Here is a 26,331-nt window from a genome sequence, read left to right as displayed (position 1 = left end):
ATGCGCATCAAAGACCTGAAACTGGGCATCCGACTTGGAGTAGCGTTCGGGATGCTGCTAATGATCACCCTGGTCATCGCTGCACTCGGCGTCAGGAGCGTAACCGCCCTGCAGCACAGCAATGAACACATCGCCACTTCGGAACTCAAGCGCCAGAACATCGTGCACCAATGGCAGACCGACATCCAGATGAACTGGCTGCGCACCGAGGCGTTCCTCAAGGCAGGCGATGCCCAGTACGCCGGCAAGCTCAAGAAGGACATGTCCGCCGTGGTTGAGGTGCAAAGCAAGCGCATGCAGGAAGTGCAGGGTTACCTGTTGCCGGGGAGGGAAATGCAGCTTTACGGCCAGGCCATCGCTGCGCGCGATGCCTACCGCGTCAAGCGCACCGAACTCGTCAAGGCCAAGGAGGCCGGGCAGGACGTTGCGGCACAGGCGGACACCGTGCTGGCGCCCATCTTTCAAAACTACGCAGCAATCCTGCAGGATCTGACCCACACCCTGGACGAAGGCGTGGCCCGGACGCTGAAGGACACCACGCGCAAGGCCGAGTCCAGCACCGCCTGGGTCACCGGCAGCACGCTGCTGGCCATCCTGGTGGGCATGTTCCTGGCGTGGTGGACCACGCGCTCCATCACGACCCCGGTGCGCCAAGCCGTCCAGGCCACCACGGCCATTGCCGCGGGCGATCTGGCCACCCCGATCCCTGTGGGCGCCAAGGATGAGCCAGGTCAGTTGCTCACCGAGCTGACCCACATGCGCGACAGGCTGGCCGATATCGTGGCCAACGTGCGGCAAAGCGCCGAAAGCGTCTCCACCGCCAGTGCAGAAATCTCGCAGGGCAACCACGACCTCTCGGCCCGCACCGAACGCCAGGCCGCCGCGCTGCAGCAGACCGCTGCCTCCATGGATGAGCTGGACTCGACCGTGAAGCAGAACTCAGACAGCGCTCAGCAAGCCAACCAGCTCGCCCGGAACGCCAACAATGTGGCCATGGAAGGTGGCAAGGTGGTGGCCCAGGTGGTGGAAACCATGAAGGGCATCAACGACAGCTCCAAGCGGATTTCCGACATCATCAGCGTGATCGATGGCATCGCCTTCCAGACCAATATCCTGGCCCTGAACGCCGCCGTGGAAGCAGCGCGCGCTGGAGACCAGGGCCGCGGCTTTGCCGTCGTTGCCACCGAGGTACGCGGCCTGGCCGGCCGCTCCGCCGAGGCTGCCAAGGAGATCAAGGAACTCATCTCCGCCAGCGTCAGCCGCGTTGAACAGGGCACGTCCCTGGTGGACAAGGCCGGGCAGACGATGACGGACGTCGTGGAGTCCATCCGGCGTGTCACGGACATCATGAGCGAGATCAGCGCAGCCAGTGCCGAGCAAAGCGACGGCGTGGGCCAGGTGGGAGAGGCCGTGACGCAGATGGATCAGGCCACGCAACAGAATGCGGCACTGGTCGAGGAAATGGCCGCTGCCGCCAGCAGCATGAAGAGCCAGGCCCAGGATCTCGTCCAACTGGTCTCGGTGTTCCAGCTGGGCACAACAGGCAGCAGCACCCCGTCGCCCGCTGCCAGCCGGGCCTCCAACCCCAGGGAACATGACACGGCGGCACTCGCGCCCTCAGCACTCGCGGCACTCTCGCCGATGGCTCGGGTCGGCGCACCCCGCGCCATTGCGGCAGCCTGAGCACGGAGTCACCTGACCCACCCTGAGCTTGCCGCTCGACACGCCCGACCATGCGGGAGCCCGTTGGCGACAGCCAGCCCCGGGCCGGCCGCAGTAGGATGGCGAGATGCCATCCACTCATCTCTACATCCTCACCGGCGCCTCGCGCGGCATGGGCCTGGCCATGGCCTGGCAACTGCTGCGCGGCGGCAACACACTGATCTGCATTGCGCGCGGCGCCAACGCAGAGCTGGCGGCAGGAGCCCAGGCCGCTGGCGCCAGCATTGAGCAGTGGCAGCAAGACCTCTCGCAAGGCGAACAGGCCGCGCACAGGCTGCGATCCTGGCTGCAGGCCCAGGGGCCCCAAGCCTTTGCCAGCGCCACACTCATCAACAACGCCGGAGTGATCCCGCGCATTGCACCGCTGTCGCACAGCGACGCGGCCGACCTGGCCAATGCGCTGCGCGTGGGCCTGGAGGCGCCCATGCAACTTACCGCCGCGTTCCTGGGCGCGACCGAAGCCTGGACGGTGCCGCGCAAGGTGCTCAACATTTCTTCAGGCCTGGGCCGTCGCGCCATGGCCTCGCAGGCCGCTTACTGCGCGGCCAAGGCGGGCATGGACCATTTCACGCGCTGCCTGGCGCTGGACGAGGCGCTCAAGCCCCATGGCGCCAAGGTATGCTCGCTGGCGCCCGGTGTGATCGACACCGACATGCAGGTCCAGTTGCGCGGCGCCGACCCGGCCGCCTTTCCGGACCGCCAGAATTTCGCCAACCTCAAGACGGGGGGCCAGCTCACATCGCCCCAGGACGCCGCCACCCGCGTGCTGGCCTGGCTGCAGCGCGCAGACTTCGGCACCAACCCGGTGGCCGATGTCCGGGACGCGTGAACCGCGTCACTCCTGTTTTCATAGCTGCTAGCGCTTGCTGGATAAGCGCTGGTGGCCAGTTTGACTTGAAATTTCTCTGAAAGGACCCTCCCCATGACCCGTGAAGTCGTCGTCGTCAGCGCGGTGCGCACCGCCATTGGCACCTTTGGCGGCAGCCTGAAGGATGTGCCGCCCACTGAGCTGGGTGCCCTGGTCGTCAAGGAATCGCTGGCCCGCGCCAGCGTGGAAGGCAAGGACGTGGGCCACGTGGTGTTCGGCCATGTGGTGAACACCGAGCCCAAGGACATGTACCTCTCGCGGGTTGCCGCGATCAACGGCGGATGCGCGGAGGGCACACCCGCTTTCAACGTCAACCGCCTGTGCGGCTCGGGCCTGCAGGCCATCGTGTCGGCCGCACAGACCATTCAGCTGGGCGACACCGACATCGCTATTGGGGGGGGCGCCGAAAACATGAGCCGCGCTCCCTTTGCCAGCCTGAACATGCGCTGGGGCGCCCGCATGGGCGACAGCAAGATGGTGGACATGATGATCGGCGCGCTGCACGACCCCTTCCACACCATTCACATGGGTGTGACGGCCGAGAACATCGCCGCCAAGTGGGGCATCACGCGCGAAGACCAGGACAAGCTGGCCGTGGAAAGCCACAACCGAGCCGAGCGCGCCACGCAGGCAGGCCTGTTCAAGGAACAGATCGTGCCCGTCACGTTGAAGAGCAAGAAGGGCGACGTGCAGTACGCCACCGACGAGCATTTCCGCCCCGGCGCCACGATGGACGACCTGGCCAAGCTCAAGCCCGTATTCGTGAAGGAAAACGGCACCGTCACGGCCGGCAATGCCTCGGGCATCAACGACGCTGCCGCAGCCGTGGTGCTGATGGAAGCCGGTGCCGCCAAGGCCCGCGGCGCCAAGCCCCTGGCCCGGCTGGTGGCATATGCCCACGCCGGCGTGGACCCCAAGTACATGGGCATCGGCCCCGTGCCGGCCACGCAGCTGGCGCTCAAGAAGGCGGGCCTCACCGTCAACGACCTGGACGTGATCGAAGCCAACGAGGCCTTCGCCGCACAGGCCTGCGCGGTGACGAAAGACCTGGGCCTGGACCCGGCCAAGGTCAACCCCAACGGCTCGGGCATCTCGCTGGGCCATCCGATCGGCGCCACGGGCGCGCTCATCACCGTCAAGGCGCTGCATGAGCTGCAGCGCGTGCAGGGGCGTTACGCGCTGGTGACCATGTGCATTGGCGGCGGCCAGGGCATCGCGGCGATCTTTGAACGTATCTGACCGCACCGGACCGGCTGGACTGCCTAGAGACCGCCGCGCCGCCATCGCCTCCCGCGATGCTGCCACCCTCCATTGGCAAGGCGGCGCCGCGAGTGATCAGCGATCATTGGTGGCGCTGACCCAGATCAGCCGTGCAACCCACCCCCATGTCTGTTGCCCGCACATCCCTGAACCGACGGAGACATTGCTCACCATGATTCGTACCCTGCTTTCGTTCACCGCCCTCGCCTTTGCGGTGGGCGCCACCGCCCACGCGCAGGCGCCTGCACCGGCCGCCGCAGGCGCCTACCCCAACAAACCCATCCGGCTGATCGTTCCCTTCCCCCCGGGCGGCGGCACGGACATCCTCTCGCGCCTGGTGGCCACCAAGCTCACCGAAAGCGCCAAGTGGACCGTGGTGGCCGACAACAAGGCGGGTGCCGGTGGCACCATCGGCATTGGCGAAGCGGTCAAGGCCGCGCCCACGGGCTATGACCTTGTGATGGGCCAGAAAGACAACTTGGTGATCGGCCCCTGGCTGTACAAGAACCTGCCCTGGGACCCTACCAAGGACCTGACGGCCGTGGCCCATGTGGCCTACACGCCGGTTGTCATTGCGACCAGCGTCAACAGCAAGTACAAGACGCTGGCCGACGTGGTGACGGCGGCCAAGGCAACGCCCGGCACCATCACCTACGGCTCGCCAGGCAACGGTACGTCCATCCACCTGGCCGGGCACCTGTTCGAGCAGGCGGCAGGCATCAAGCTCAGCCACATTCCCTACAAGGGCTCCAACCCCGCGCTGATGGATGCGCTGGCTGGCAATGTCGATCTGCTGGTCTCGTCCCTGCCCTCGGCCATGGGCCAGATCAAGGCGGGCAAGCTGCGCCCCCTGGCGGTCACCTCCGCCAAGCGCAGCTCGTCGCTGCCCGAAGTGCCCACCGTGGCCGAGTCCGGTTTCAAGGACTTCGATGTCAGCACCTGGTACGGCGTTTTCGCTCCCGCAGGCACGCCCGCCCCCGTGGTCACAGCCATCAATGCCGAGATCAACAAGCTGCTGGCCACCGCCGACATGAAGGCGGCCATCCAGGCCCAGGGCGCAGAGGCCGAAGCCATGTCGCCTGCACAGCTGGGCACGCTGCTGAAGTCCGACTACGCCAAGTGGAAGGGCATCGTGGAAGCCTCCGGCGCGAAGATTGAGTAGCCCCCCTGAGTCGCCTGCGGCGCCTTCCCCCAAGGGGGACGCACCCGGTGGCCTGGCGGAGCCAGATCCACGGGTGCACTGGCGGGGGGTGTGCCTGTTCCACGAGCTGTGGGATGCGGGATGCGGGATGCGCAGCGTTATCAAGAACTGCCATGAAAAACGGCCCCGTAAGGAGCCGTTTTTTTATGGAGCAACTCGCTCAGTCGCGCACCACCAGCACGGGGATATGCACCACTCCCAAAACGCGCTGCGTGACGCTGCCCAGCACCAACTTTTCAAGGCCGCGGCGACCATGCGAACCCATCACGATGAGGTCAGCGCCCGTGCTCTCCAGCGCGCGCAGGATGCCGTCGTGCACTGCATGGCCTTCGCCCACCACGGTGGTGACAGCCACACCGGCATCGGCCATGGCTTTGCGCGTGGCTTCCAGAGCTGCGTTGGCTTCGGCGGTGGCGGCATTGATGTACTGTGCCTGGCCATACGCAAAATCAGCGCCCACGCCGGTGAAGGGATAGGGATCCACCACATAGACGGCAGTGACGGCGCTGCCAAAGGCCTTGGCCAACCCGGCGGCCTTGGATACGGCCAGCATCGAGGTTTGGGAGCCGTCGACTGGAACCAGAATGTGCTTGAACATGGTGCTTCTCCTTAGGTTGAATGGTGAGCCAAGCTTGTGGCCCGGCTTTTTGCTGCAACGCCAGTGTGAACGCACACCATACCGCGCATCTTGATTCGCATCAAATCAGGCGCAGAGCTGTGCTTGCTCAGCCCGCGGCAGGCGCCTGCCCCACCACATCGGCCCCCTGAAAATTGCCACGCCGGCAGGTCACCACCAGGGTATCGCGGTACCCGCCTTCGGCCAGTGGCTGGATGGGGGTGGACTCATGGATCATGCGGGCATCGTCGAGCAGCATGAGCGACCACGGCTCGGTGAGGGTAAAGCGCTGGCCGTTCGGGCCCGTGGCCTCGAAGACGCGGGTCTCGCCCCCCTTGATGCCCTCGCGTCCCACCAGAAAGACGGCCACCAGGTCCACGCCATCGCGGTGGGCGCCCTCGGGCGTGGGCCGGCCAATGCCATCGGTGGTGTCGATGCGGAACTGGTGTGCCTCGATGAACCACGGCACCGGCGCGTCGGGAGAGAACACCGCGTTGCAAACCCCGGTCAGCGCCGCCAGCAACTGCCGCCAGACCGGCCGGGCCACGGTAGCCGGCTCCATGGGCGCGAACCAGCGCTCCATGCCGCCATGCAGCGCGTTGTATTCCACGGGCTGCCAATGCGCCCGGTGCGGCGCCTGCTGCAGTTGCCCGCCCTGCGCCACAAAGCAGGCATGGCGACGGCGTCGATAACGGCCACCATCCTTGAGGAAATCGTCGGGCGGCAAGGCGGCCCAGTCGCTATTGAGAGCCATCAACGCCGAGAGATCGCAGCCGACCCAACGGGCTACGTCGGCGGGCGCCAGCACGGCATAGCCCGCCTGGCGCAACTGGCTCGCTACTTCAGTAGGTGCCGTGAACGGAGGAGAAAAAGTGACTTGGGCCATAGGAGCCCGAGCTTAACCGCTGGCGCGCAACTCTCCTCGCGCAATGCAGCGCCGGGCAGGCAACTACTGAGCCCATGAACCGATGACCCAAGGGTCCCGATGACCCGTTGGCCACCAACATCTGCCGGCTATCAGTCAGTCGCGGTTGCCGTGACCCTTCCCATGCCCCTTCCCATGGCCATGGCCACGGTCGTGCTTGCCGCCATGACGGTTGCCATCGTCCCAACGCGCGTCATCGCGGCCCGGTCCACGGTGTGGAGGACCCCGGCGTGGCGGGGGCTCCTGCACAAAATACACCGGCTGGCTGCAGGCGTTGTAGCGGGCGCAATGCTTCGCCCAGTTCTTGGCATGCCCGGGCGGCACGTAGAGGTAAATGGGCGAGCGCGGCACCACTACCGCAGGGCGGTGGATGATGACCGGCTCGGCGTAGATCAGGGGCGGCGGCGGCGCATTGCCGATGTCGATGCGGCCATACACGCCGGGCGCCAGTTGACCGCCCACGGTGGCGTTGACATAGGCCTGCGCTTGGGCACCGCCAGCGGCAGCCATCAGCAGCGCGGCCGTCGCGCCGGACAGAAGAAGACGGAGGGAACGCGTCGCGGTGGTGGTGTCTTTCATGGGGAAACTCCTTGTTTTTTTGGCCGTCGGCAGCCGCCGCGCATCACATGGAATGGCGTCGGGGCAGGTTCGTGCCGTTTCGGCTGAGCCCTCGCCCACCCTACACCGCGCAGGGCACAAAAGATAGAAGGAAAACTTGGCAACCTTCGACCAAAGCGCGTGCGGGCACGGCGCGCAGCTGATTCTATAGGTCAAACAAGCCTCTCGCGCTACTCAATCCGGCGGCTGCAGCTATCAAATAAATAGCAAAAGCAATTCAAAGACCGCCCGTCGCGGGCAACGCAAAAAGCAGCGTGGTGCGATCGGATCGCGTGCTGCTACGCCACGGCTCCAAGCTGCGTGTCGCGCAGCGCGCTGGCGGGGCCGGGCCGGCCAAAGAGGTAGCCCTGCCACATATGGCATCCCAGGCTGGCCAGCATGTCGCGCTGCTCGCAGGTTTCTACCCCCTCGGCAATCACGCCCAGGTCCAGACTTTGGGCCAGCGTCACGATGGTGCGCGCAATGCTGGCGTCGTTGGGATCGGTGAGCAGGTCGCGCACAAAGCTCTGGTCGATCTTGAGCTGGTCCAGCGGCAGGCGCTTGAGATAGCTCAGGCTTGAATAGCCCGTACCGAAGTCGTCGAGCGAAAATCCCAGGCCCACCGCCCGCAAAGTCATCATCCTCTCAATCGTGTCTTCTACGTCGTCCAGCAGCAGGGTTTCGGTCAGCTCCAGCTTCAACCGCTGCGGATTGACACCTGTCTCTTCGAGCAGCCCCAGCACCTCTTCCACGAAGTAAGGGTGGCGGAACTGGCGCGCGCTCACATTGACTGCGAGGGTCCAGTGTGCCGTAGCAGCGTCCTTGCCCCACTCCACCAGTTGTAAACACGCCGTGCGCAATATCCAGGCCCCCAGCGGCACGATGAGGCCCGAGGCTTCTGCCACCGGGATGAACTCCGCGGGCGAAACCAGTCCGCGCTGTGGATGCTGCCAGCGCACCAGCGCCTCGGCCCCCACCATGCCCTGCGCTTGGCTGATCTGTGCCTGGTAGTGCAGGAGGAACTGGCCATCGCGCAGTGCTTCGTGCAGCCCTGACTCCAGCGCCGTTCGCGCGGTGACGGCTGCCTGCGTGCGTGGGTCAAAGAATCGAAGCGTATTGCGCCCGGCCCCCTTGGCCTGGTACATGGCCATGTCGCCCCGCTTGAGCAGTTCGTCCACCACGCCTTGCGCGTCGGCATACAGTGCCACCCCAATGCTGCAGGAGCTGTGGTAAGTGTGCCCCCCAAGCGAATAGCCCTGGGCCAGGGCATGCAGCACCGCACGCCCCACCGTTTCGGCCTGGGCAGCTGCCTCGTGAGGCTGCGGGCTCAAGCCCTCGATCAGCAGCACGAATTCATCGCCCCCCAACCGCGCCACGGTGTCGCCGCTGCGCACGCAGCCGCCCAAGCGGGCGGCCACCTGGCGCAGGAGCTGGTCGCCGATCTCATGGCCCTGTGTGTCGTTGAGATCCTTGAAGTTGTCCAGGTCGACAAACAGCAGGGCGCCACCCGCGCCCGATCGGGCAGCGGCGGCCAAGCTGTGCTGGAGCCGGTCGGTCATGAGGCGGCGGTTGGGCAGGCCCGTGAGCGGGTCGTAGAACGCCAGCAGGCGAATCTCCTCTTCGGCTGCCTTGCGCTGGGAAATGTCCGTCTGCGTGCCCACGTAGTGGGTCACCTCGCCTTGTGCAGAACGCACGGCGGTCACCGTGATCCAGGCCGGATACACCTCGCCGTTCTTGCGCCGGTTCCACACTTCGCCCTGCCAGGCACCAGTCGTGCGCAAAGCGTTGCGCATGCCTTCATAGAACTGCGCATCGTGGCGCCCGGACCGCAACAGTGCCGGTGTCTGGCCTGCCAGCTCCTCCACCGTATAGCCCGTGAGACGCGCATACGACTGGTTGGCCTTCAAGATGCGCTGGTCCGGCCCGGTGACCACCATGCCCTCGAACGATTCGAACACCGATGCGGCCAGGCGAAGCGACTCCTCAGCCTTGCTGCGCTCGGTGATGTCGGTGGAAATGCCGCACAGGCCATGGATGCTGCCATCAGGCAGGCGCAGGGGAATCTTGACCGACAGATAGGCCCGGGTCACCCCATCGGCCAGATGCGTGTTGACCTCTTCGACCTCGATCCGCTCGCCGCGCTCCAGCACGCGCCGGTCGTTCTCGCGGATCTGCGCGGCAGTGGCGGGATCGAAGAACGCCGCATCGTCCTGTCCAACCACCTCGCTCGCAGGCCTGCCAAACAGCTCGCAGATGTGATGGTTCGCATACTGGTAACGGTAGTCTTGCCCCTTGATGTAGATGAAGGCGCCCACGCTGTCGAGGATGGTCGCCAACTTCTGTTCGCTCACCTGAAGGTGGCGCGTGCGCTCAAGCACCTGCCGCTGCAACACCACCGCCGAGAGCCCGGCCAGCAGCGCGAACACCCCCAGCCCCGCCAGCGCCCACCATATCAGCGGAGAGATGCGCGCGCCCGGCTCCGGCCCACCCCAACGGCGAAGCACCTGGGCGTATTGCGCGTCAGCGCCACTGCGCCAATCCTGCACTGCTCGGTCAATGGCCGCCAGCACATCGGCGTTGCGCCCCCGACCGGTGGCGAAGTACAACGCGGCAGGTTGGAACACGATGCCCGAATCCACCAAGCCGAACCCGGACGCGTGCAGGCTGCCGAACTGGTAGTTCGAAATCACCGCGTCCGCATCGCCGTTCTGGACAAACGCGAACGCCTCATCAAGGCTGTGCGCGTCAATCAACAGCACCGCCAGGCCAAAGCTGTCCATCATGTGCAAGAAGGTGGCGCGCTGCACTGAGCCATTGAGCACCGCCACACGCTTGCCGGCCAGATCCAGCAGGGACTGGATCGAGCTGCCCCGCGCGCGGTAGATCTGCGACCAGCTGTTGAGCACCGGCGAGGCATGGAAGTCGTACAGCCGCTCGCGCTCCGCGCTGCGGGCGACATCGGGCATCAGGTCGATCTGCCCCGCCGCCAAGGCGTCCAGGCAATCCTGCCAGTTGCAAGGAACATACTGCAGCGTCCATTGCTCCCGTGCAGCCACCAGCTGCAACAGGTCTACAAAGATGCCTGCGGGCTTGCCCTGCGCATCCACGAAGACCTTGGGCTCGTTGGAATACACCCCCACACGAAGTTCGCGCGGCGCGGCCACGGCCAAAGTGCAGGCACACAGCAACGGCAAGAGGACCGCCCATCGGAGCCAGCCGACACAAGGACGCCCGAACCGGTACACGCCTGGACTCACAGTTTGGCCCTGTCGAAAGATGGGGAAATAGGGAGGTATCGCGCCATGGTAACGAAAGTTTGCAGAAACATCCAAATGCGACACACCCGACACTTCGGGGCAGCGACAGGCTGGAGTAGCATGTGCCCACCCCCCGCTTTCAGGAGACCGCGATGCCCCATGAACGCCGCCACTTTGTTCGCGTCGGCTTTGACGCTCCCGCCCTCCTGACCACCGCCAGCGACGCGTTCAGCGTGCACGTGATGGACCTGTCTCTCAAGGGCGCGTTGCTGCGGGTACCAGCCCAGGCGGACCTGGAAGCCGGCATGCTCTGCCAGCTGACCATCCCGTTGGCGGAAACCGGCAACCACATTGCCATGTCCACCGAAGTCGCGCATGTGGAAGGGCTGCACACCGGCCTGCTTTGCCGCAGCATCGACCTGGACAGCGTGACCCACCTGCGCCGCCTGATCGAACTGCAGCTGGGCGACCCTGCCTTGCTGGAGCGCGACCTGGGCGAATTGACGATGGCCGGCGCGCCGCACTGACCAGCTCAGCATAAAAAAAGGGCTGCCGCTGGCAGCCCTTTGCACTGTGTTCGCGCGCGTCGTGGCTTTACTGAGCCTCCTGCTCCTGCAGCGCCCGCCACATCACCTTGCCGCTGCCGCTCTTGGGCAGCGCCGCCACAAATTGCACGATGCGCGGTACCTTGTACACCGCCATGTTCTCGCGGCACCAGTCGATGATCTGCTGCTCGGTCGTATCCCGGTGCGTGGCGCGCAACACCACCACTGCTTTCACGGTCTCGCCCCGGTAGCTGTCCTTGGCGGAGATGATGCAGGCCTCCTGGATCGCAGGGTGGCGGAACATCAGCGCCTCCACCTCCGCCGGCCAGACCTTGAAGCCGCTCGCGTTGATCATGCGCTTGAGCCGGTCGGTGAGGAAGAAATAGCCGTCCTCGTCCATGCGGCCCAGGTCGCCCGAGCGGAAGAAGCGCTTGCCCTCAAATTCGATGAACGCCGCTGCCGTCGCGTCGGGCCGCTTCCAGTAGCCCTCGAACACCTCGGGACCGTGGATGATGATCTCGCCCTGTTCGCCCACGGGCACTTCCTGCAGGGTTTCAGGGTCCACCACGCGCGCGTCGGTGCTCATGAACGGAATGCCCAGGCATTGCTGCTTGGGATGATCCGGCGGGTTGGAATGCGAAGGTGCAGCTGTCTCGGTGAGGCCATAGCCCTCGGAGTAGCGCAGGCCGTACTGATCCAACAGCCGCTGTGCCACCGCCTGCGGCATGGCCGCGCCGCCGCCACCGATGTAGACCAGGCTGGAGAGGTCGTAGCTCGCAAAGTTCGGGCTGCCCAGCAGGTCGATGACCATGGTGGGGATGTTGGTCCAGCTCGTGACCTGATAGCGCGAGATGAGGCGCCCGGCCAGATCGCGGTCCCAGCGGGGCATGATGACCAGCGTGGCGCCCGCGTAGATGGCCGTGTGCATCACGCTCACCATGCCGGTGATGTGGAACATGGGCACCACGGCCAGCGTAACGGTGTCGACCGAGGCGGTGCCCCACAGCGCGCCCGCTGCGGCGTTGTGCAGCAGGCTCTTGTGTAAATGCATGCAGCCCTTTGGCAGGCCGGTGGTGCCGCTGGTGTAGGGCAGCAGCGCCAGATCGTTCGGGCCCACCTGCAACTCGGGCGGCGCCTCGGACTCAGCCAGCGCATCCGTCCAGGCATGGACCTGGCCACTGTCCAGCGCGGGCAAGGGGTGCCGGGTGCCGAGCCACTCCATCCACGCCTCGGGCGGGGCGTCCGCCCCGGTGACGTTCACATCGAACGCGTCGGAAAACTGCGTGACCACCAGGTGTGCCAGTCGTTCGCCAGGAGGCAGCGCATTGCTGGCCTTGGCCAATTCGGGGGCCAGGTCGCCGGTGGTGATGGCGACCTTGGTGTCGGGATCGGTGATGTAGTGCTTGAGCTCCTCGGCCCGGTTCATGGGGTTGACCGGCACCACCACCGCGTTGGCGCGCAGGATGGCGAAGTGCGCCATCACGAGCTGCGGGCAGTTCTGCATGCACAGCACCACACGGTCACCACGCTGCACGCCCAGGCGGGCCAGCCGCGCGGCCACGCGCTCTGCGCCCTCCATCAGCTGCCGGTAGCTCAGCGTGCGGCCAAAGAACACCAGCGCTGCTTTGTCCGGGTAGCGGCGCGCGCTGATGGACAGGTTGTCCCACAGCGAGGTGGACGGCAGCGTGATGGACTTGGGCAGGCGGCGGGGCCAGAACTTGTAGTGAGGGCGCATGGGGCAGGAATCCTTGTGAACAACACAGCCTAGTTCGCATGGTGCCTGAGGGCATTGGGGATGGCACTGATGTGGCGTCGCGCAGGCGACGCCTGCGGCGCACTCGCACAGCGATCATGATCCCCCGGCAACAAGTGGTTACGGCAGGCCGTGGGCTAACATCTTTGGCGAATTTCCCTTCTTCCGCTCGCCTCTTCCCCACCCCACACCACGACCTCGCCCACATGCTCACCGCCCTGTACTACGCCCTCATGCTTCTGGTCGGCTACTTCTGGTACCGGTATGGACAGAAGCTGCTGCGTCAGGGTCCACGCGATGAGAACGACCAGTTCACTAAACCGCCCGTCGGCCCCGTCGGCTTCGTGATGGTGACCGCGATCACGGGCTACTTCGCCTTCGCCGCCGTGCGCGCACTGGTGACGCGGGAGATTCCGTGCGTCGGCAAGGGCTGCAGGGGCCAGATATATACGCTGGCAGAGCACGCCGGGCAGTACTGGGCCAACCTCTTCTTCGTGGCATGGCTGGTGCTGGCGTTGGGCTATGCGATGTATGTGACGATCAAGATCTGGCGCATGGGGTAGGTACGCAGCCCACCACGGTCGGAAGCGCCCCGCACCGACAGCGTCTACAAACCCTGTCCGGCCCGCTCTTCGACGCGGCGGCTCTCGGCAATGATGGCTTCAGCGATCTCACGCGGACTCGCGTCAGCTTCTATCGCAAGAAATACCGGATGAACCTTGATGGCCAACACGGCCACCGAAGCGGGGCCGGTCGGGACGCGGCCACCCGGGAAGGCGGCAGCGTTTTTCTGAAAGAAGCAGGCAGCGTCCTTCATCGCACGCAAACGCTGCCGGGCTTGCTCAGATGAGAAGCTGAACTCCCAGGCTTTCACCCGCTCATTGATCCGTTCGCTCCAGCGCCCGTCGATGAACAGTCCCGTAGCGGCCAGGACCCGACAGTCAAACGTACGGCAGGTAGAAGGCCTGCTCACGTAGACAGAGCAGTTGCCAGCCTTCAGCATGGGGCAGTGCCCCGAGTCGAGATAGCCCATGACCGCGTGTCCCCGGGGCATGCCAGGCGCATGCATGAGCAATTGTGCGGGGATCTCAGCATGGGCGGGTTTGTCGGTCGGCAGGAGGTGAACAAACCTGCCGGCACTGCAACAGCCACGGCAACTGCCGCAGGGCACGTCCATGCCTGCCCCCGTCTCGAAGGAAACAAGCAGGCTCTGCAGCCACGCACCGAAATCTCCAGCATCGATCTTGATCGTTGATGTCATTGCCCGACCTTATCCACAGCGCGGCTTCCCGGGCAGCGCACCTGGCCGGTGGTCCTTCCGTCGCATGATTGCACGGGCCTTCAGCTATTGACCTGCGCCCACAGCTTGTCCAGCCGCTTCACGCTCACCGGCTGCGGGGTGCGCAATTCCTGCGCAAAAAAACTCACGCGCAGCTCCTCCAGCAGCCAGCGCAGCTCCTGCATGCGGGCGTCCACTGCCCCCTTGCGCTCGGCCACCAGGCGCCAGTAGCGCTGCTCCTGCGGGCGCAGTTCTGCCAGCCTGGCGGCGTCGCGGGCGGGGTCGGCGCGGTACTTGTCCAGACGCAGGGTGATGGCCTTGAGGTAGCGCGGGAAGTGCGCCAGCTGCGCCCACGGGGCCGCCGCGATGAAGTGCTTGGGCATGAGGCGCTGCAACTGCTGCTGCGCGTCGGCCGTGGCATCGGGCGCGTTCTTGGTGTCCTTGATCTTGCGGGCCGCCGCCGCGTACTCGGCGAGGATGGTGCCGGCCAGGCGCGCGACCTCGTTGGCAATCAACGTGAGGCGCCCACGCCCTTCTTCCACCCGGCGCTTGAAATCAGCCTCGTCGGTGGGCAGCGGGTCGAGGAGAAATGCGCGGTCCAGCGCCACGTCGATGATCTGAGTGCGCAACTCCTCTTGCGTGCCCAGGGGCATGTAGGCCACGGCCATCTTCTGCAGATCGGGGATGTTCTTTTCAAGGTACTTCAGCGCGTCCTTGATCTGCAGCGCAAACAGGCGGCGCAGGCCGGCGCGGTGCTTGGCCGCGGCCACTTCGGGCTCGTCGAACACTTCGATGGTGACAGCGTCGCCGCCGTCGATGAGCGCGGGAAAGCCGATCAGCGTCTGGCCGCCCTTTCGGATCTCCATGAGTTCTGGCAATTCACCGAACGTCCAGGCGGTGTAGCGCTGGCCGGCAGGTGTCGCATGGGAAATCGCAGGTGCAGGCGCCGTTTTTGCTATCTTTTTAGTAGCTTCTTGCGCTTTATTATCGGGCGCTGGAGCCACTTTTTGCTCTGATTTTCCGCCTTGCTCCCCGAGCTTGAGCCCCGCCAGCGCCTGAAACGCTCCGCGCGCCTTCGCGCCCCATTCAGCCTTCAAGGCACCCAGATTGCGGCCCTGCCCCAGCTGGCGGCCGTGCTCGTCCACCACGCGGAAGTTCATGAACAGGTGCGGGCTGAGCATGTCCAGCTTGAAGTCTGCCCGTTTCACATCCAGCGAGGTTTCGTCGCGCACCTGCTTGAGCAGCGCGTCTGTCAGGCTGCCGGTGCCAAAACGCTCGGGCGCATTGAACAGCGCGGCCAGGCGCGTGGCCGATTCGGGCAGCGGCACGAAGCGGCTGCGTGGGCGCTGGGGCAGGCTCTTGAGCAGCGCCTGGATCTTGTCCTTGAGCATGCCGGGCACCAGCCATTCGCAGCGCTCTTCGCTGACCTGGTTCAGCACGAAGAGCGGGACCGTCACGGTGATGCCATCGCGCGCGTCGCCGGGCTCGTGCAGGTAGCTGGCGGCGCAGTCCACCCCGCCCAGGCGCACCGTGCGCGGGAAGGCGTTGGTGGTGATGCCCGCGGCCTCGTGGCGCATCAGCTCTTCGCGGGTGAGCTTGAGCAACTCAGGCTGCTTTTTGACCTCTTCGCGGTACCACGCTTCAAAACTGTGGCCGCTGCACACCTCTGGCGGCAGTTGCTGGTCATAGAAGGCGTAGATGAGCTCATCGTCCACCAGCACGTCCTGGCGGCGCGACTTGTGTTCCAGCTCTTCCACCTTGGCGATCAGCTTCTGGTTGGCGGCCAGGAAAGGCAGCTTCGTTTCCCAATTGCCGCCCACGAGTCCTTCGCGGATGAAGATCTCGCGAGCGGCATGCGGGTCGACCTTGCCGAAGTTCACGCGGCGGTTGTTGTAGACCACGATGCCGTACAGCGTGGCGCGCTCCAGCGCCACCACCTCGGCGGACTTTTTCTCCCAATGGGGATCGAGCAGCTGCTTCTTCAGCAAGTGCCCGCCGATCTGTTCCAGCCATTGCGGCTCGATGGCGGCAATGCCCCGCCCGAACAGGCGCGTGGTCTCGACCAGCTCGGCGGCGATGATCCAGCGGCCTGGCTTCTTGTTGAGGTGCGCGCCGGGATGCTTGTAGAACTTGATGCCGCGCGCGCCCAGGTACCAGTCTTCCTCGTCGCTCCTGGCGCCTACGTTGCCCAGCAGGCCGGCCAGCATGGACAGGTGCAGCTGCTCGTAGCTGGCGGGCTGCGTGTTGATGGGCCACTTGTGCTCTGTCACCACCGTCAGCAGCTGCGTGTGGATGTCGCGCCACTCGCGCAGGCGCCGGATGCTGATGAAGTTCTGGCGCAGCAACTGCTCGTACTGCCGGTTGCTGAGCTTGTGGGTGGCTGCGGGTGCGGCAGGTACCGCTGGCGCCGCTGGCGAGGGGGCCGGCGCAGCACCGCGCCGCTCCACCGGCAGGTAGGCCTGCGAAGGCGCCTTTTGCGCCGCCATGGCGCGCTGCGCACGGGCCGACGGCAGGCTGGGCGCCCCGCCCCGCGCCTCGTTGATCCATTTCCACAGCTTGAGGTAGCCGCTGAACTCGCTCTTGTCGTCGTCGAACTTCGCGTGGGCCTGGTCGGCTTGCTGCTGCGCCTCCAGCGGGCGGTCGCGCACATCTTGCACGCTCAGGGCGCTGGCAATGATGAGCACCTCGTCCAGCGCCTTGCGCTCGCGCGCCTCGATGATCATGCGGCCCACACGAGGGTCCAGCGGCAGGCGCGACAGCTCCACGCCCATGGGCGTGAGTTCGTTGGCGTCATCCACCGCACCCAGTTCGGACAGCAACTGGTAGCCGTCGGCGATTGCGCGGCCCGAGGGCGCCTCAATGAACGGAAACTGTGCCACGTCGCCCAGGTGCAGCGACTTCATGCGCAGGATGACGCCAGCGAGCGATGAACGCAGGATTTCCGGATCGGTAAACCGCGGGCGGCTGCTGAAGTCCGCCTCGTCGTACAGGCGGATGCAGATGCCGTTGGCCACGCGGCCACAGCGGCCCGCGCGCTGGTTGGCGGCGGCCTGGCTGATGGGCTCGACCAGCAGCTGCTCCACTTTGCTACGAAATGAATAGCGCTTCACGCGCGCTGTTCCTGCGTCAATGACGTACCGGATGCCCGGCACGGTGAGCGAGGTTTCGGCCACATTGGTGGCCAGCACGATGCGGCGACCGGTGTGGCCGTCGAAGATGCGGTCCTGCTCGGCCTGTGACAGTCGCGCAAACAGCGGCAGCACCTCGGCGTTGCGCATCACCGGCTGGTGCGACAGGTGCTTGCGCAGGTGGTCAGCGGCCTCGCGGATCTCGCGTTCGCCGGGGAGGAACACCAGGATGTCCCCGCCGGCATTACCCGCCCACAACTCGTCCACACCGTCGGCAATGGCCTCATTCAGGCCGTAGTCGCGGCTTTCTTCGAACGGGCGGTAGCGCTGCTCCACCGGAAAGGTGCGGCCCGACACGTAGATGATGGGCGCTGGACCTTTGGCTGATTCAAAGTGCTTGGCAAACCGGTCCGCATCAATGGTGGCGGACGTGACGATGACCTTGAGGTCCGGGCGGCGCGGCAGGATCTGGCGGATGTAGCCCAGCAGAAAGTCGATGTTGAGGCTTCGCTCGTGCGCCTCATCGATGATGATGGTGTCGTAGGCCTTGAGCAGCGGATCGGTCTGCGTCTCGGCCAGCAAGATGCCGTCTGTCATGAGCTTGACGGAGGCATCGCGGCTGAGCCGGTCCTGGAACCGCACCTTGAAACCCACCACATCGCCCAGGGGCGTTTTCAGTTCTTCGGCAATGCGTTTGGCCACGCTGCTCGCCGCGATGCGGCGCGGCTGGGTATGGCCGATCAACTGCCCCTTCTGGCCTGGCTTGGCGTTGCATTTTCCCCGGCCCAGCGCCAGCGCGATCTTGGGCAACTGCGTAGTCTTGCCCGAGCCCGTTTCCCCGCACACGATGACGACCTGGTGCTTTCCGATGGCCGCCATGATCTCCTGGCGCTTGCCGGAAACGGGCAGCGATTCGGGAAACTCGATGTGCAAGGGGGCTAGCGCGGCGGGGTGTGCTGCAGCGCGTGTGGCGGCGGGGGTCTGGGAAGGCGCAGATTCGGTCATGAAGGGCCGCATTATCCGAGCGCGGCGTTGGGGGCGTGCAACACGGGGCATCCTCCATGCCCGGGGGCGGTGGTCCGCTGTGCTGCTTGCGCCCAAAATTCATACGGTTACGCAAGATTTCAGTATGTAATGCGCACCGGCGTGCGCCACTGCGGCCCGCAAAACAAAGAACTCCTGAACTCGCCGATGCTTCCGCAGTCCCGGGCCCGCTCCCGCCAGCCATCTCAAAGCGACTCCCATCCACTGCCCACTTCGCGCCGAGGCGTTCTCGCGTTGGCGGGTGCGGCCGCGGTGGCGCCGCTGCTGCCAGGGTGCGGCGGCGGCAGCAGCCCGGAGCCCTACCTGCCCGCCACCATCGCATGGGGCCGCAACGCGATTCGCGAAGCCACCGCGGCCCAAGGCGGCAAGGCTCGCGCGGCGTCCGTGGCGCTGCTGCACGAAGACCGCCTCGTCTGGCAGGAGGCATTTGGCATTGCGGGCTCGGTGCCCCACACGCTGGCGACCCCTGAGACGCGGTTCAACGTCGGTTCGGTGAGCAAGGTCCTTGCAGCTTTGGCAGTGATGATTCTGGTGGACCGCCGGCAGCTGGAGCTAGATGCCCCTGTGGTGGGCTATCTGCCGCAGTTCAAGATGTTGTCTCCCGGCTACCGCGACATCACGGTGCGGCACCTGCTGACCCATGCCTCCGGCCTGCCGGGGACCCATCTCCACCACCTGTTCGCCTTTGCGCCCCTGCCCGGCTACGCCGCCGAACTGGAGGCGACGCTGGCCGACCTGCATCTCAAGCATGCCCCGGGGACCATGGCGGTCTACTGCAATGATGGCTTCACGCTGGTGGAGCGGATCGTGGCAGCGGTCACCGGGCAAGCCTACCCCGCTTTCGTGCAGACGGCCATCTTCAATCCGCTGGGCATGGCGCGGTCCAGCTACACATTGCAGCCATTGCCCTCCGGCAGCTTCGCGCGTGGTGCCATCGGCGGTGTCGAGCAACGCCAGGAGTTCGTGATGGGCCACGCCACCGGCGGGTTGTGCACCACGCCGGGAGACATGATGAAACTCGCGGCCCTGCTCCTGCAGGGCGGCGAACATGGAGGGCAGCGCATTGTCTCGAAGGCAGGTCTGGCCGAACTGGGGAGCATGCAACACCCAGGCCTGCGCAACGTCCTCACACCGGACTGGCAGCCAGGTCTGGGGTGGGACAGTGTGCGACACCCGGGCCTCGAAGCCGCGGGTGTGGTCGCTTGGCAGAAAAGCGGCAGCACCATGTTCTACACCAGCGACTTTTTTGTGCTGCCGCGTGCGCGGCTGGCGCTGCTGCTCACCGGCAGTGCTGCCGAATTCATGCCTGGCCCCATTGCCGAAGGTATTCTGCTGCGCGCATTGCACGAGATGGGCACGCTGCGCACCTTGCCCCCGCCCGTGTCCACGGCCGCGCCAGCCCTGGCCACCACATCCGCCACGGCCGTGCAGGCGGTACTGGGCATTTACGGGCGCGCCACCAAACCCCTGAAAGCGCTCTCACCCGACAACCAGCGGATCGACCTGCGGGTGTGGAGCGCCAAGGCCCAAGGCTGGGAGCCGCTGAGCGAGGGGCTGCGGCTGCGCAGCGACGGCTGGTGGTGGTCAGATGCTCAGCCTGCGATTCACTACCGCTGGGAGCAGTCCGAAGGCCGCCGCTACCTGCTGTCCCGCGAGCGCGCCGCCGCAGGGCACTACTGGAGCACGACCCCGCTGGGACAACAGATGCCCCCGGCCCCCGGCCCGCTCCCCCCCGCCTGGACCGCGAGGCTCGCCACCACCTGGCAAGTGGCCAATGAAGCGCCCGATTCCATACCGCTGGCCATGGGGGCTGGCACTGCCACCTTGCAGGAACTGCCAGACCTGCCGGGCTACCTGTTCTGGGATGACAGCCAGTTCCTGCTGCCGCTGGCGCCGGACCGGGCCGGCATGACGGTGCAGGTGCCGCAGAACGCGGGCCGCGATCTCGTGGAGCTGGTGGTCACCACCCGCGAGCAGCAGGAGTGGATGCACGCAGCTGGCTGGGCGTACCGCCGGCTGGGTTGATACCCCCGGCCTGTACCGGCGCTCCACGATTTTGTTCCTTTTGCGCGACACATGCGCCGCCGCGGCGGTGCCAGTGCTTGCCACCCACGGCGCGCCTCGCCACAATCGCGCCTTTCCTTTTCAGCACCACGCGCACCATGGGCCCTATCGCCCCCCGCTCTGCTGAAACTGTTCTGGAGGTCATCACCATGTCGGTTCCCTTGTTCGCTCCCGCCTGACCACAGTCCACCGCCCCGGCTGGACTGTGCATTCGCGAGTCCCGCCACGGCCGACCAGCGCACCTTCGCACCCAGTGCGGCGCTCCACAAGCCCTGGCTACTTTGCCGGGGTTTTTTGTTTGTGGAATGCATGCACGTATGAGTGCCCAAAAACTGTCCCGGGCTTACGCCCAGGGTGAAATCAAGAAGCTGCGCCGCATGAAGCAGCCCTTGGTCCTGAAGCTCGAATCCTCGGGCGCCCCCCGCAACCCTGTGGCCACCGCGCTGGCCCAGCGCAGCCTGTCCAGCGCGGCAGGCAAGCACATCCGCAGCCAGAGCGCGCAGCGCCGCGCTGACAAGGTGGCCCTGCGTAAAGCCACCCAGGCCTCCCGCTTCTTCGAGAGCGAATGAACGAACTGAACAACAAGAACATGGATTTATCAACCCATCATCATCACCAGCAGCCTGATGCCGCCGCGCCTGGCGCGGATCATCAGCTGCTGGCCCAGCGCCAGCACACCCTGGCGGCCGCGGCCGCGCAGCTCAAGGCCGAGCTGGTGGGCATTGACGACGTGATCGACCGCGTGATCGACGCGGTGCGCGCGTGGTACGTGCTGCCCCAGCTCATCAGCCGCCCCGTCATCGTCTGCCTGTGGGGCCTGACCGGCACGGGCAAGACCCAGCTCACGCGCCGCTTGGCACAACTGCTGGGCTTCTACGACCGCTTTGTGGAAGTGCAGATGGACGGCTTCAGCCATGGCGCGAGCTACCGCAGCTCGTCCATCTCGGGCATGCTCGCCGACTCGGGCATCCACGAGGGCGCACCGGGCATCCTGGTGCTGGACGAGTTCCAGCGCTTTCGCACAGTGGACCGCAAGGGCGAGGAGGTCAAGGTCGAACGCTACCAGGATGTGTGGACGCTGTTATCGGATGGGCGCTTGCCGCCCGCGCTGAGCGCGCTGTCCAACATCGAGCGCAAGCTGGCCGATGCCCACTATGAAGCCGAGCGCGCAGAGGACGATGAGAACGAGCGCGCGGGCAAGAAGCCCTACCGCTTCCAGCTTGACGCCTGGGACGCGCAGGAGCTCAAGCGCATGCTCAAGCTCACCGAGCCCCTCGCCGAGATCATGCAGTGGCCGTCGTCCAAGGTGCTGGCCATGTACCTGCAGTTCCAGCGCTCGCACCAGGCCTGGGAGACGGACTACAGCAGTCTGCTGGTCTTCGTGTGCGGCAACCTCGACGAGATGTACCACGAGACCGCGCAACGCGTGGAAGACTGCGACACCGATGCAGACATCTTCCACCGCCTCACGCGCAAGCTCTCCATCATCGACGTGAAGAAGGCGCTTGCCGAGCGTTTCAAGCCCGAGCAGATTGCGCGGCTGGGCAACGAGCATGTCATCTACCCCTCGTTCAGCCGCGCCACCTACGAGCAGCTGATTCGCCAGCTGTGCGCCCGCTATGTGGAAGACGTGGCCGCGCAATGCGGCGTGCGCTTTGCCATCGGGCAGGACGTGCTCGATGAAATCTATGCCAACGCCGTGTTCCCAGCACAGGGCACGCGACCGCTGTTCTCGTCGGTGCACGCCATCCTGAGCGCCAACCTGGTCAAGGCCGCGCTCTGGGTGCTGGAGCAGTCGCTGCCGACCGCGCAGAGCTTTCGCATGGCGCTGGCGGCCGATCGGCGCCACTTGGTGGTCCAAGGCCACGATGCTGCAGGCAGACTGCAGACCTGCGAACTGCCCGTGACGCTGGAGCTCAACCGCCTCAAGCAGCGCGCCAATGCGGACTTTCGCGCGCTGCTGGCCGTGCATGAGGCGGGCCACGCCCTGACCTACTGCATGCTGTTCGGCCAGGCCCCGCAAGAGGTGAAGATCAATATCGCCTCCTTCGAGGGCGGCTACAACAGCTTTGCGGGCCTGAAAGTCACCACGCGCCAGAACGCGCTGGACATGATGTGCGTGGGCCTGGCCGGCCGCGTGGCCGAAGAGCTGGTGTTTGGCGAGATGGCCTGCACCACCGGTGCCGAGCAGGACTACAAGCAGGTCACCGCCGAAGCCGCGCGCTACGTGCGCCACCACGGGTTTGACGCACGCATCAGCCGCACCGACGCCACGGTGGAGATGGACAACCACATCAACACCGACGTAGGCCCCAGCAACGCCGCCATCGAGGAGTTGCTGCAGGCCCAGTACCGCCGCACCCAGGCTCTCCTGCGGGGGCAGCCGGCGGCACTACACGCACTGGTGGCTGCACTGATGGACCACGGCCTCATCTCCCAGGACGAAATGCAGGCGCTGTTGGCCGCACATGGCCTGCGGGTGGCCACTCGGCCGGCCGTGCCGGGCGGGGATGAAACCCTGGTGCTCGAGCCGTTTGCCGAACGGCTGGCGCAATTTCAGCGCCGTGGTGCCACACAATGACGCCTGGGGCCGCCACGGCGATTCTCAGCATGCTTATGATGCGCGCCTGAGCCAGGCGGCCTTCGGGCCGCCTTTTTCCATTGCCACGACCCACTGCCCTCTTCCACCCTTCCTGAGTGAGGACTCTGCACACCGCCATGTCCGCCGTTTTCAATTTCACCTTCGTGCCCTGGTTCCGCTCGGTGGCGCCCTACATCCACAAGTTCCGCAACCAGACCTTTGTGATTGGGCTTACGGGCGAAGCCATTGCAGCGGGCAAGCTGCACAGCATTGCGCAGGACCTGGCGCTGATCCAGGCCATGGGCGTGAAGATCGTGCTGGTGCACGGCTTTCGCCCCCAGGTGAACGAGCAGCTGGCGGCCAAAGGGCATGCGGCCAAGTACTCCCACGGCATCCGCATCACCGACTCGGTAGCGCTGGACTGCGCGCAGGAGGCCGCCGGCCAGCTGCGCTACGAAATCGAGGCCGCCTTCAGCCAGGGCCTGCCCAACACGCCCATGGCGGGCGCCACGGTGCGCGTCATCTCGGGCAACTTTCTCACGGCGCGGCCGGTGGGCATCGTGGATGGGGTGGACTTCCAGCACTCGGGCCTGGTGCGCAAGGTGGACGTGGGCGGCATCCAGCGCACACTGGACATGGGAGCTCTGGTTCTGCTGTCGCCTTTTGGCTTCTCACCGACGGGCGAGGCTTTCAACCTCGCCATGGAAGAAGTGGCCACCAGCGTGGCCATCGAGTTGCACGCCGACAAGCTCATCTTTCTGACCGAGGTGCCGGGCATCCGCATGAACCCACTGGAGCCCGAGAGCGACGACAACCCCATCGACACCGAACTGCCCCTGGCCACCGCCCAGGCCCTGCTCGCCCAGCTGCCCACCGCGCAGCAGCCCACCGACACCGGCTTTTACCTGCAGCATTGCGTCAAGGCCTGCAAAGGCGGCGTGGAGCGCAGCCACATCATCCCGTTTGCGCTGGATGGATCGCTGCTTCTGGAGGTGTATGTGCACGACGGCATCGGCACCATGGTCATCGACGAAAAGCTCGAGGAACTGCGTGAGGCCACCGTGGACGACGTGGGCGGCATCCTGCAACTGATCGAACCTTTTGAAAAAGATGGCACGCTGGTCAAGCGCGACCGGACGGAGATCGAGCGCGACATCGACGCCTACACCATCATCGAGCACGACGGCGTGATTTTCGGCTGCGCGGCGCTCTACCCCTATCCTGAAGCGAAAACGGCCGAAATGGCCGCCGTGACCGTGTCGCCGCAAAGCCAGGGCACGGGCGACGGCGAGAAGCTGCTCAAGCGCATCGAACAGCGCGCACGCCTCTTGGGGCTGGACAGCATCTTCGTGCTGACCACCCGCACCATGCACTGGTTCATCAAGCGTGGCTTCCAGCCTGTGGACCCGGACTGGCTGCCCGATGCGCGCAAGCGCAAGTACAACTGGGACCGGCGCAGCCAGGTGCTGGTGAAAAAGCTTTGACCCCAAGCGGCGCTGGAACATCCCCGATCCGTTCACGCTGAGCCTGTCGAGGCGCTGCGCAAGGTTTCGACAGCTCAGCCAGAACGGTTGGGGGCGGACGAAGGAACTTCACCCTCACCCATGGGTTCCACCCCGCTCTCAGCGCTTTGCGCTTCGCGCCCTCATCCCTGCCGCGCCGCGACCACCGCCCGTGCCACCTGCGCGATGGCCGCATCGCGCTGCTCGGGCGAGGCTTTGGACCGCGTGAGATAGCACGTCACCACCACCGGTGCACCGCCGCCCGGCGGCCACAGCACGGCAATGTCGTTGGCCGTTCCGCTGTCGCTGGCCGTTCCCGTCTTGTCGCCCACCTTCCAGCCCGGAACTCCGGCGCGCAGGCGCTTGTCGCCGGTGCTGGTCTCCACCAGCCAGCGCTGCAGCCACGCGCGCGAGGTGGGTGTGAGCGCATCGCCCAGTACCAGCTTTTGCAGTGTCTGCAGCATCGCCTGCGGCGTGGTGGTATCGCGCGGGTCGCCCACGGCTGCTTCGTTCAGCGCGGGCTCGGTGCGGTCCAGCCGCGTGACCTGGTCGCCCAGTGACCGGACGAAGGCTGTGAATGCGGCCGGCCCACCGTGGCGCGCGAGCAGCAAATTGGCAGCGGTGTTGTCGCTCAGGCTCACGGTGGCGGCGCAGAGTTCACCCACTGTCAGGCCGCCGCCATCTCCCGCGCGCGCACCGCTGACCGGCGAATGCGCCACCACGTCGGCCTTGGCGTAGTGCACCCGCGCGTCCAACCGCTCACGGCCCTGGTCCACCAGCGCCATCATCCAGCCCGCCAGCACTGCCTTGAAGGTGCTGGCCATGGCAAAGCGCTCGTCTTGGCGCCAGCCCAGCGCCAAGCCCGAACCGGTGTCCAGCATGGCCACGCCCAGCCGGCCCTGCGCGGTGCGCTCAATGCCAGCCAGGGTGTCCGTCCACCGGCGCGTCGCGGCCTCCTCGCCGAAGGCGCGGCTGGAGCTGGCACAGCCCCACAGCGGCAACGCCGCAGCGGTGATCAACCCCAAGGAAAACTGTCGTCTTTGCATAAAAAATCTGCGATGAGTAAAGGAGGACCCGAACAATATCGGTGCGGCGCCTCTGACACCATCGACAATAATTGCCGCCAAACCCAAGAAAAACTTCAGTCTCGCCATGCACCTGCCGCTCAACGCCCTGCGCGCTTTCGAAGCGTCGGCCCGTCACCTGAACTTGACGCGCGCAGCCGACGAGTTGCACGTGACGCAGACCGCCGTGAGCCAGCACATCCGCAAGCTGGAAGACCGCCTGGGCAAGCCGCTGTTCCGCCGCCTGCCGCGCGGGTTGGCGCTGACGGATGAAGGCCAGGCGTTGCTACCGGTGGTGGCGGAGTCGTTCGGCAACCTGCAGCGCGCGCTGGAGCAGCTGGGCGACACTCGCCCGCGCGAAGTGCTGACCGTGGGCGCCGTGGGCACCTTTGCGGTGGGCTGGCTGCTGCCGCGGCTGCGCCACTTTCAGCAGGCCTGCCCGTTTGTGGACCTGCGCCTGCTCACGCACAACAACCGCGTGGACATGGCTGGCGAAGGGCTGGATCTCGCGATCCGCTTTGGAGACGGTGCCTGGCACGGCACGCATGCCGAGCGCATCATGGAGGCACCGATGTCCGTGATGTGCGCTCCCGCACTGGCCCACGGGTTGCGCACCGCTGCCGACCTGGCGCGACAACCCTTGCTGCGCAGCTACCGCACGGACGAATGGTCGGCCTGGTTCGACGCTGCGGGAGCCCCCTGCCCCGTGGTGCGCGGCGCGGTGTTCGACTCCTCCCTCACGCTGGCAGAGGCGGCTGCGCAAGGCGCGGGCATGGCTCTGCTACCGGTGAACATGTTCACGCGCGAGCTGCAACAAGGCCGGCTGGTGCAACCTTTCGCGCTGGAACTGCGGCGTGGGGCCTACTGGCTCACACGCCTCCAATCGCGGCCCGCCACCTCGGCCATGACCGCCTTCAGCGCTTGG

Annotated in this window: 19 protein-coding genes; 11 read left to right on the top strand and 8 right to left on the bottom strand. The window is 65.9% G+C overall.

Translation table 11 applies throughout. From position 1 onward, the window contains the following. From MRY84_RS11430 to MRY84_RS11415, 4 genes are all read left to right on the top strand, one after another. Entirely contained in the window at positions 1-1,683 is a 1,683-nt protein-coding gene (locus MRY84_RS11430) for a methyl-accepting chemotaxis protein (RefSeq protein ID WP_291505853.1), read from the top strand. Between the two features lie 106 nt (positions 1,684-1,789). Then, complete coding sequence (locus MRY84_RS11425; RefSeq protein ID WP_291505852.1) at positions 1,790-2,551, top strand: SDR family NAD(P)-dependent oxidoreductase; 762 nt, start codon at positions 1,790-1,792, stop codon at positions 2,549-2,551. A 93-nt stretch (positions 2,552-2,644) separates the two neighbouring features. Continuing rightward, the gene (gene bktB, locus MRY84_RS11420) at positions 2,645-3,829 is read left to right on the top strand and encodes a beta-ketothiolase BktB (RefSeq protein ID WP_291505851.1); all 1,185 of its coding nucleotides are present in this window, start codon (positions 2,645-2,647) and stop codon (positions 3,827-3,829) included. 193 nt (positions 3,830-4,022) lie between these two features. Continuing rightward, a complete protein-coding gene (locus tag MRY84_RS11415; RefSeq protein WP_291505850.1) occupies positions 4,023-5,012 on the top strand; it encodes a tripartite tricarboxylate transporter substrate binding protein in 990 nt (329 codons plus the stop codon). A gap of 199 nt (positions 5,013-5,211) precedes the next feature. On the opposite strand, the gene MRY84_RS11410 is transcribed toward MRY84_RS11415, so the two are convergent. The 4 genes from MRY84_RS11410 to MRY84_RS11395 form a co-directional block, all read right to left on the bottom strand. Continuing rightward, positions 5,212-5,649 (bottom strand): universal stress protein, encoded by a 438-nt coding sequence (locus tag MRY84_RS11410; RefSeq protein ID WP_291505849.1) that lies wholly within the window; start codon positions 5,647-5,649, stop codon positions 5,212-5,214. 127 nt (positions 5,650-5,776) lie between these two features. Beyond that, positions 5,777-6,553 (bottom strand): 2OG-Fe dioxygenase family protein, encoded by a 777-nt coding sequence (locus tag MRY84_RS11405; RefSeq protein ID WP_291505848.1) that lies wholly within the window; start codon positions 6,551-6,553, stop codon positions 5,777-5,779. 135 nt (positions 6,554-6,688) lie between these two features. Continuing rightward, on the bottom strand, positions 6,689-7,171 hold the full coding sequence (locus tag MRY84_RS11400; protein WP_291505847.1) for a hypothetical protein: 483 nt from the start codon (positions 7,169-7,171) through the stop codon (positions 6,689-6,691). Between the two features lie 317 nt (positions 7,172-7,488). Beyond that, positions 7,489-10,353, bottom strand: coding sequence for an EAL domain-containing protein (locus MRY84_RS11395; RefSeq protein ID WP_291505846.1), 2,865 nt, complete (start codon positions 10,351-10,353; stop codon positions 7,489-7,491). Positions 10,354-10,598: 245 nt separating this feature from the next. On the opposite strand from MRY84_RS11395, the gene MRY84_RS11390 reads away from it, so the two are divergent. After that, complete coding sequence (locus tag MRY84_RS11390; RefSeq protein WP_291505845.1) at positions 10,599-10,973, top strand: PilZ domain-containing protein; 375 nt, start codon at positions 10,599-10,601, stop codon at positions 10,971-10,973. A 67-nt stretch (positions 10,974-11,040) separates the two neighbouring features. Here the strand turns inward: MRY84_RS11390 and MRY84_RS11385 are convergent, their stop codons facing one another. Beyond that, complete coding sequence (locus MRY84_RS11385) at positions 11,041-12,726, bottom strand: long-chain fatty acid--CoA ligase (RefSeq protein WP_291505844.1); 1,686 nt, start codon at positions 12,724-12,726, stop codon at positions 11,041-11,043. Positions 12,727-12,950: 224 nt separating this feature from the next. On the opposite strand from MRY84_RS11385, the gene MRY84_RS11380 reads away from it, so the two are divergent. Next, positions 12,951-13,307, top strand: a complete 357-nt coding sequence (locus tag MRY84_RS11380; protein WP_291505843.1) for a hypothetical protein — start codon at positions 12,951-12,953, stop codon at positions 13,305-13,307. 44 nt (positions 13,308-13,351) lie between these two features. On the opposite strand, the gene MRY84_RS11375 is transcribed toward MRY84_RS11380, so the two are convergent. Both MRY84_RS11375 and hrpA read right to left on the bottom strand, forming a co-directional pair. After that, positions 13,352-14,005, bottom strand: coding sequence for a YkgJ family cysteine cluster protein (locus MRY84_RS11375; RefSeq protein WP_291505842.1), 654 nt, complete (start codon positions 14,003-14,005; stop codon positions 13,352-13,354). Between the two features lie 80 nt (positions 14,006-14,085). Then, positions 14,086-18,156, bottom strand: a complete 4,071-nt coding sequence (gene hrpA, locus MRY84_RS11370) for an ATP-dependent RNA helicase HrpA (RefSeq protein ID WP_291505841.1) — start codon at positions 18,154-18,156, stop codon at positions 14,086-14,088. A 186-nt stretch (positions 18,157-18,342) separates the two neighbouring features. Here hrpA and MRY84_RS11365 point away from each other — a divergent pair, with 186 nt between their 5' ends. The 4 genes from MRY84_RS11365 (at position 18,343) to argA (ending at position 24,324) form a co-directional block, all read left to right on the top strand. Next, a complete protein-coding gene (locus MRY84_RS11365; RefSeq protein WP_291505840.1) occupies positions 18,343-20,220 on the top strand; it encodes a serine hydrolase domain-containing protein in 1,878 nt (625 codons plus the stop codon). Between the two features lie 356 nt (positions 20,221-20,576). Beyond that, positions 20,577-20,828, top strand: coding sequence for a hypothetical protein (locus MRY84_RS11360; protein WP_291505839.1), 252 nt, complete (start codon positions 20,577-20,579; stop codon positions 20,826-20,828). Then, the gene (locus tag MRY84_RS11355; protein WP_291505838.1) at positions 20,825-22,840 is read left to right on the top strand and encodes an AAA family ATPase; all 2,016 of its coding nucleotides are present in this window, start codon (positions 20,825-20,827) and stop codon (positions 22,838-22,840) included. The genes MRY84_RS11360 and MRY84_RS11355 overlap by 4 nt, the downstream gene beginning before the upstream one ends. 137 nt (positions 22,841-22,977) lie before the next feature. Further along, entirely contained in the window at positions 22,978-24,324 is a 1,347-nt protein-coding gene (gene argA, locus MRY84_RS11350; RefSeq protein ID WP_291505837.1) for an amino-acid N-acetyltransferase, read from the top strand. A 161-nt stretch (positions 24,325-24,485) separates the two neighbouring features. Here the strand turns inward: argA and bla are convergent, their stop codons facing one another. Further along, on the bottom strand, positions 24,486-25,367 hold the full coding sequence (gene bla, locus MRY84_RS11345) for a class A beta-lactamase (protein WP_291505836.1): 882 nt from the start codon (positions 25,365-25,367) through the stop codon (positions 24,486-24,488). A 127-nt stretch (positions 25,368-25,494) separates the two neighbouring features. On the opposite strand from bla, the gene MRY84_RS11340 reads away from it, so the two are divergent. After that, positions 25,495-26,331, top strand: an 837-nt coding sequence (locus tag MRY84_RS11340; protein ID WP_291505835.1) for a LysR family transcriptional regulator, incomplete at its 3' end; no start/stop codon positions are given.

It is taken from the genome of Acidovorax sp., assembly GCF_022763525.1.
In the GTDB taxonomy this organism is placed as follows: Bacteria; Pseudomonadota; Gammaproteobacteria; order Burkholderiales; family Burkholderiaceae_C; genus Acidovorax.
The sequence above is the reverse complement of the archived record's forward strand: the minus strand, read 5'-3'. Positions and strand labels throughout refer to the sequence as shown.

What these genes read in the sequence shown, in the direction of transcription:
- MRY84_RS11430 (WP_291505853.1), top strand. Translation starts at nt 1, where the DNA reads ATGCGCATCAAAGACCTGAAACTGGGCATCCGACTTGGAGTAGCGTTC.
- MRY84_RS11425 (WP_291505852.1), top strand. Translation starts at nt 1,790, where the DNA reads ATGCCATCCACTCATCTCTACATCCTCACCGGCGCCTCGCGCGGCATG.
- bktB (WP_291505851.1), top strand. Translation starts at nt 2,645, where the DNA reads ATGACCCGTGAAGTCGTCGTCGTCAGCGCGGTGCGCACCGCCATTGGC.
- MRY84_RS11415 (WP_291505850.1), top strand. Translation starts at nt 4,023, where the DNA reads ATGATTCGTACCCTGCTTTCGTTCACCGCCCTCGCCTTTGCGGTGGGC.
- MRY84_RS11410 (WP_291505849.1), bottom strand. Translation starts at nt 5,649, where the DNA reads ATGTTCAAGCACATTCTGGTTCCAGTCGACGGCTCCCAAACCTCGATG.
- MRY84_RS11405 (WP_291505848.1), bottom strand. Translation starts at nt 6,553, where the DNA reads ATGGCCCAAGTCACTTTTTCTCCTCCGTTCACGGCACCTACTGAAGTA.
- MRY84_RS11400 (WP_291505847.1), bottom strand. Translation starts at nt 7,171, where the DNA reads ATGAAAGACACCACCACCGCGACGCGTTCCCTCCGTCTTCTTCTGTCC.
- MRY84_RS11390 (WP_291505845.1), top strand. Translation starts at nt 10,599, where the DNA reads ATGCCCCATGAACGCCGCCACTTTGTTCGCGTCGGCTTTGACGCTCCC.
- MRY84_RS11385 (WP_291505844.1), bottom strand. Translation starts at nt 12,726, where the DNA reads ATGCGCCCTCACTACAAGTTCTGGCCCCGCCGCCTGCCCAAGTCCATC.
- MRY84_RS11380 (WP_291505843.1), top strand. Translation starts at nt 12,951, where the DNA reads ATGCTCACCGCCCTGTACTACGCCCTCATGCTTCTGGTCGGCTACTTC.
- MRY84_RS11375 (WP_291505842.1), bottom strand. Translation starts at nt 14,005, where the DNA reads ATGACATCAACGATCAAGATCGATGCTGGAGATTTCGGTGCGTGGCTG.
- hrpA (WP_291505841.1), bottom strand. Translation starts at nt 18,156, where the DNA reads ATGACCGAATCTGCGCCTTCCCAGACCCCCGCCGCCACACGCGCTGCA.
- MRY84_RS11365 (WP_291505840.1), top strand. Translation starts at nt 18,343, where the DNA reads ATGCTTCCGCAGTCCCGGGCCCGCTCCCGCCAGCCATCTCAAAGCGAC.
- MRY84_RS11360 (WP_291505839.1), top strand. Translation starts at nt 20,577, where the DNA reads ATGAGTGCCCAAAAACTGTCCCGGGCTTACGCCCAGGGTGAAATCAAG.
- MRY84_RS11355 (WP_291505838.1), top strand. Translation starts at nt 20,825, where the DNA reads ATGAACGAACTGAACAACAAGAACATGGATTTATCAACCCATCATCAT.
- argA (WP_291505837.1), top strand. Translation starts at nt 22,978, where the DNA reads ATGTCCGCCGTTTTCAATTTCACCTTCGTGCCCTGGTTCCGCTCGGTG.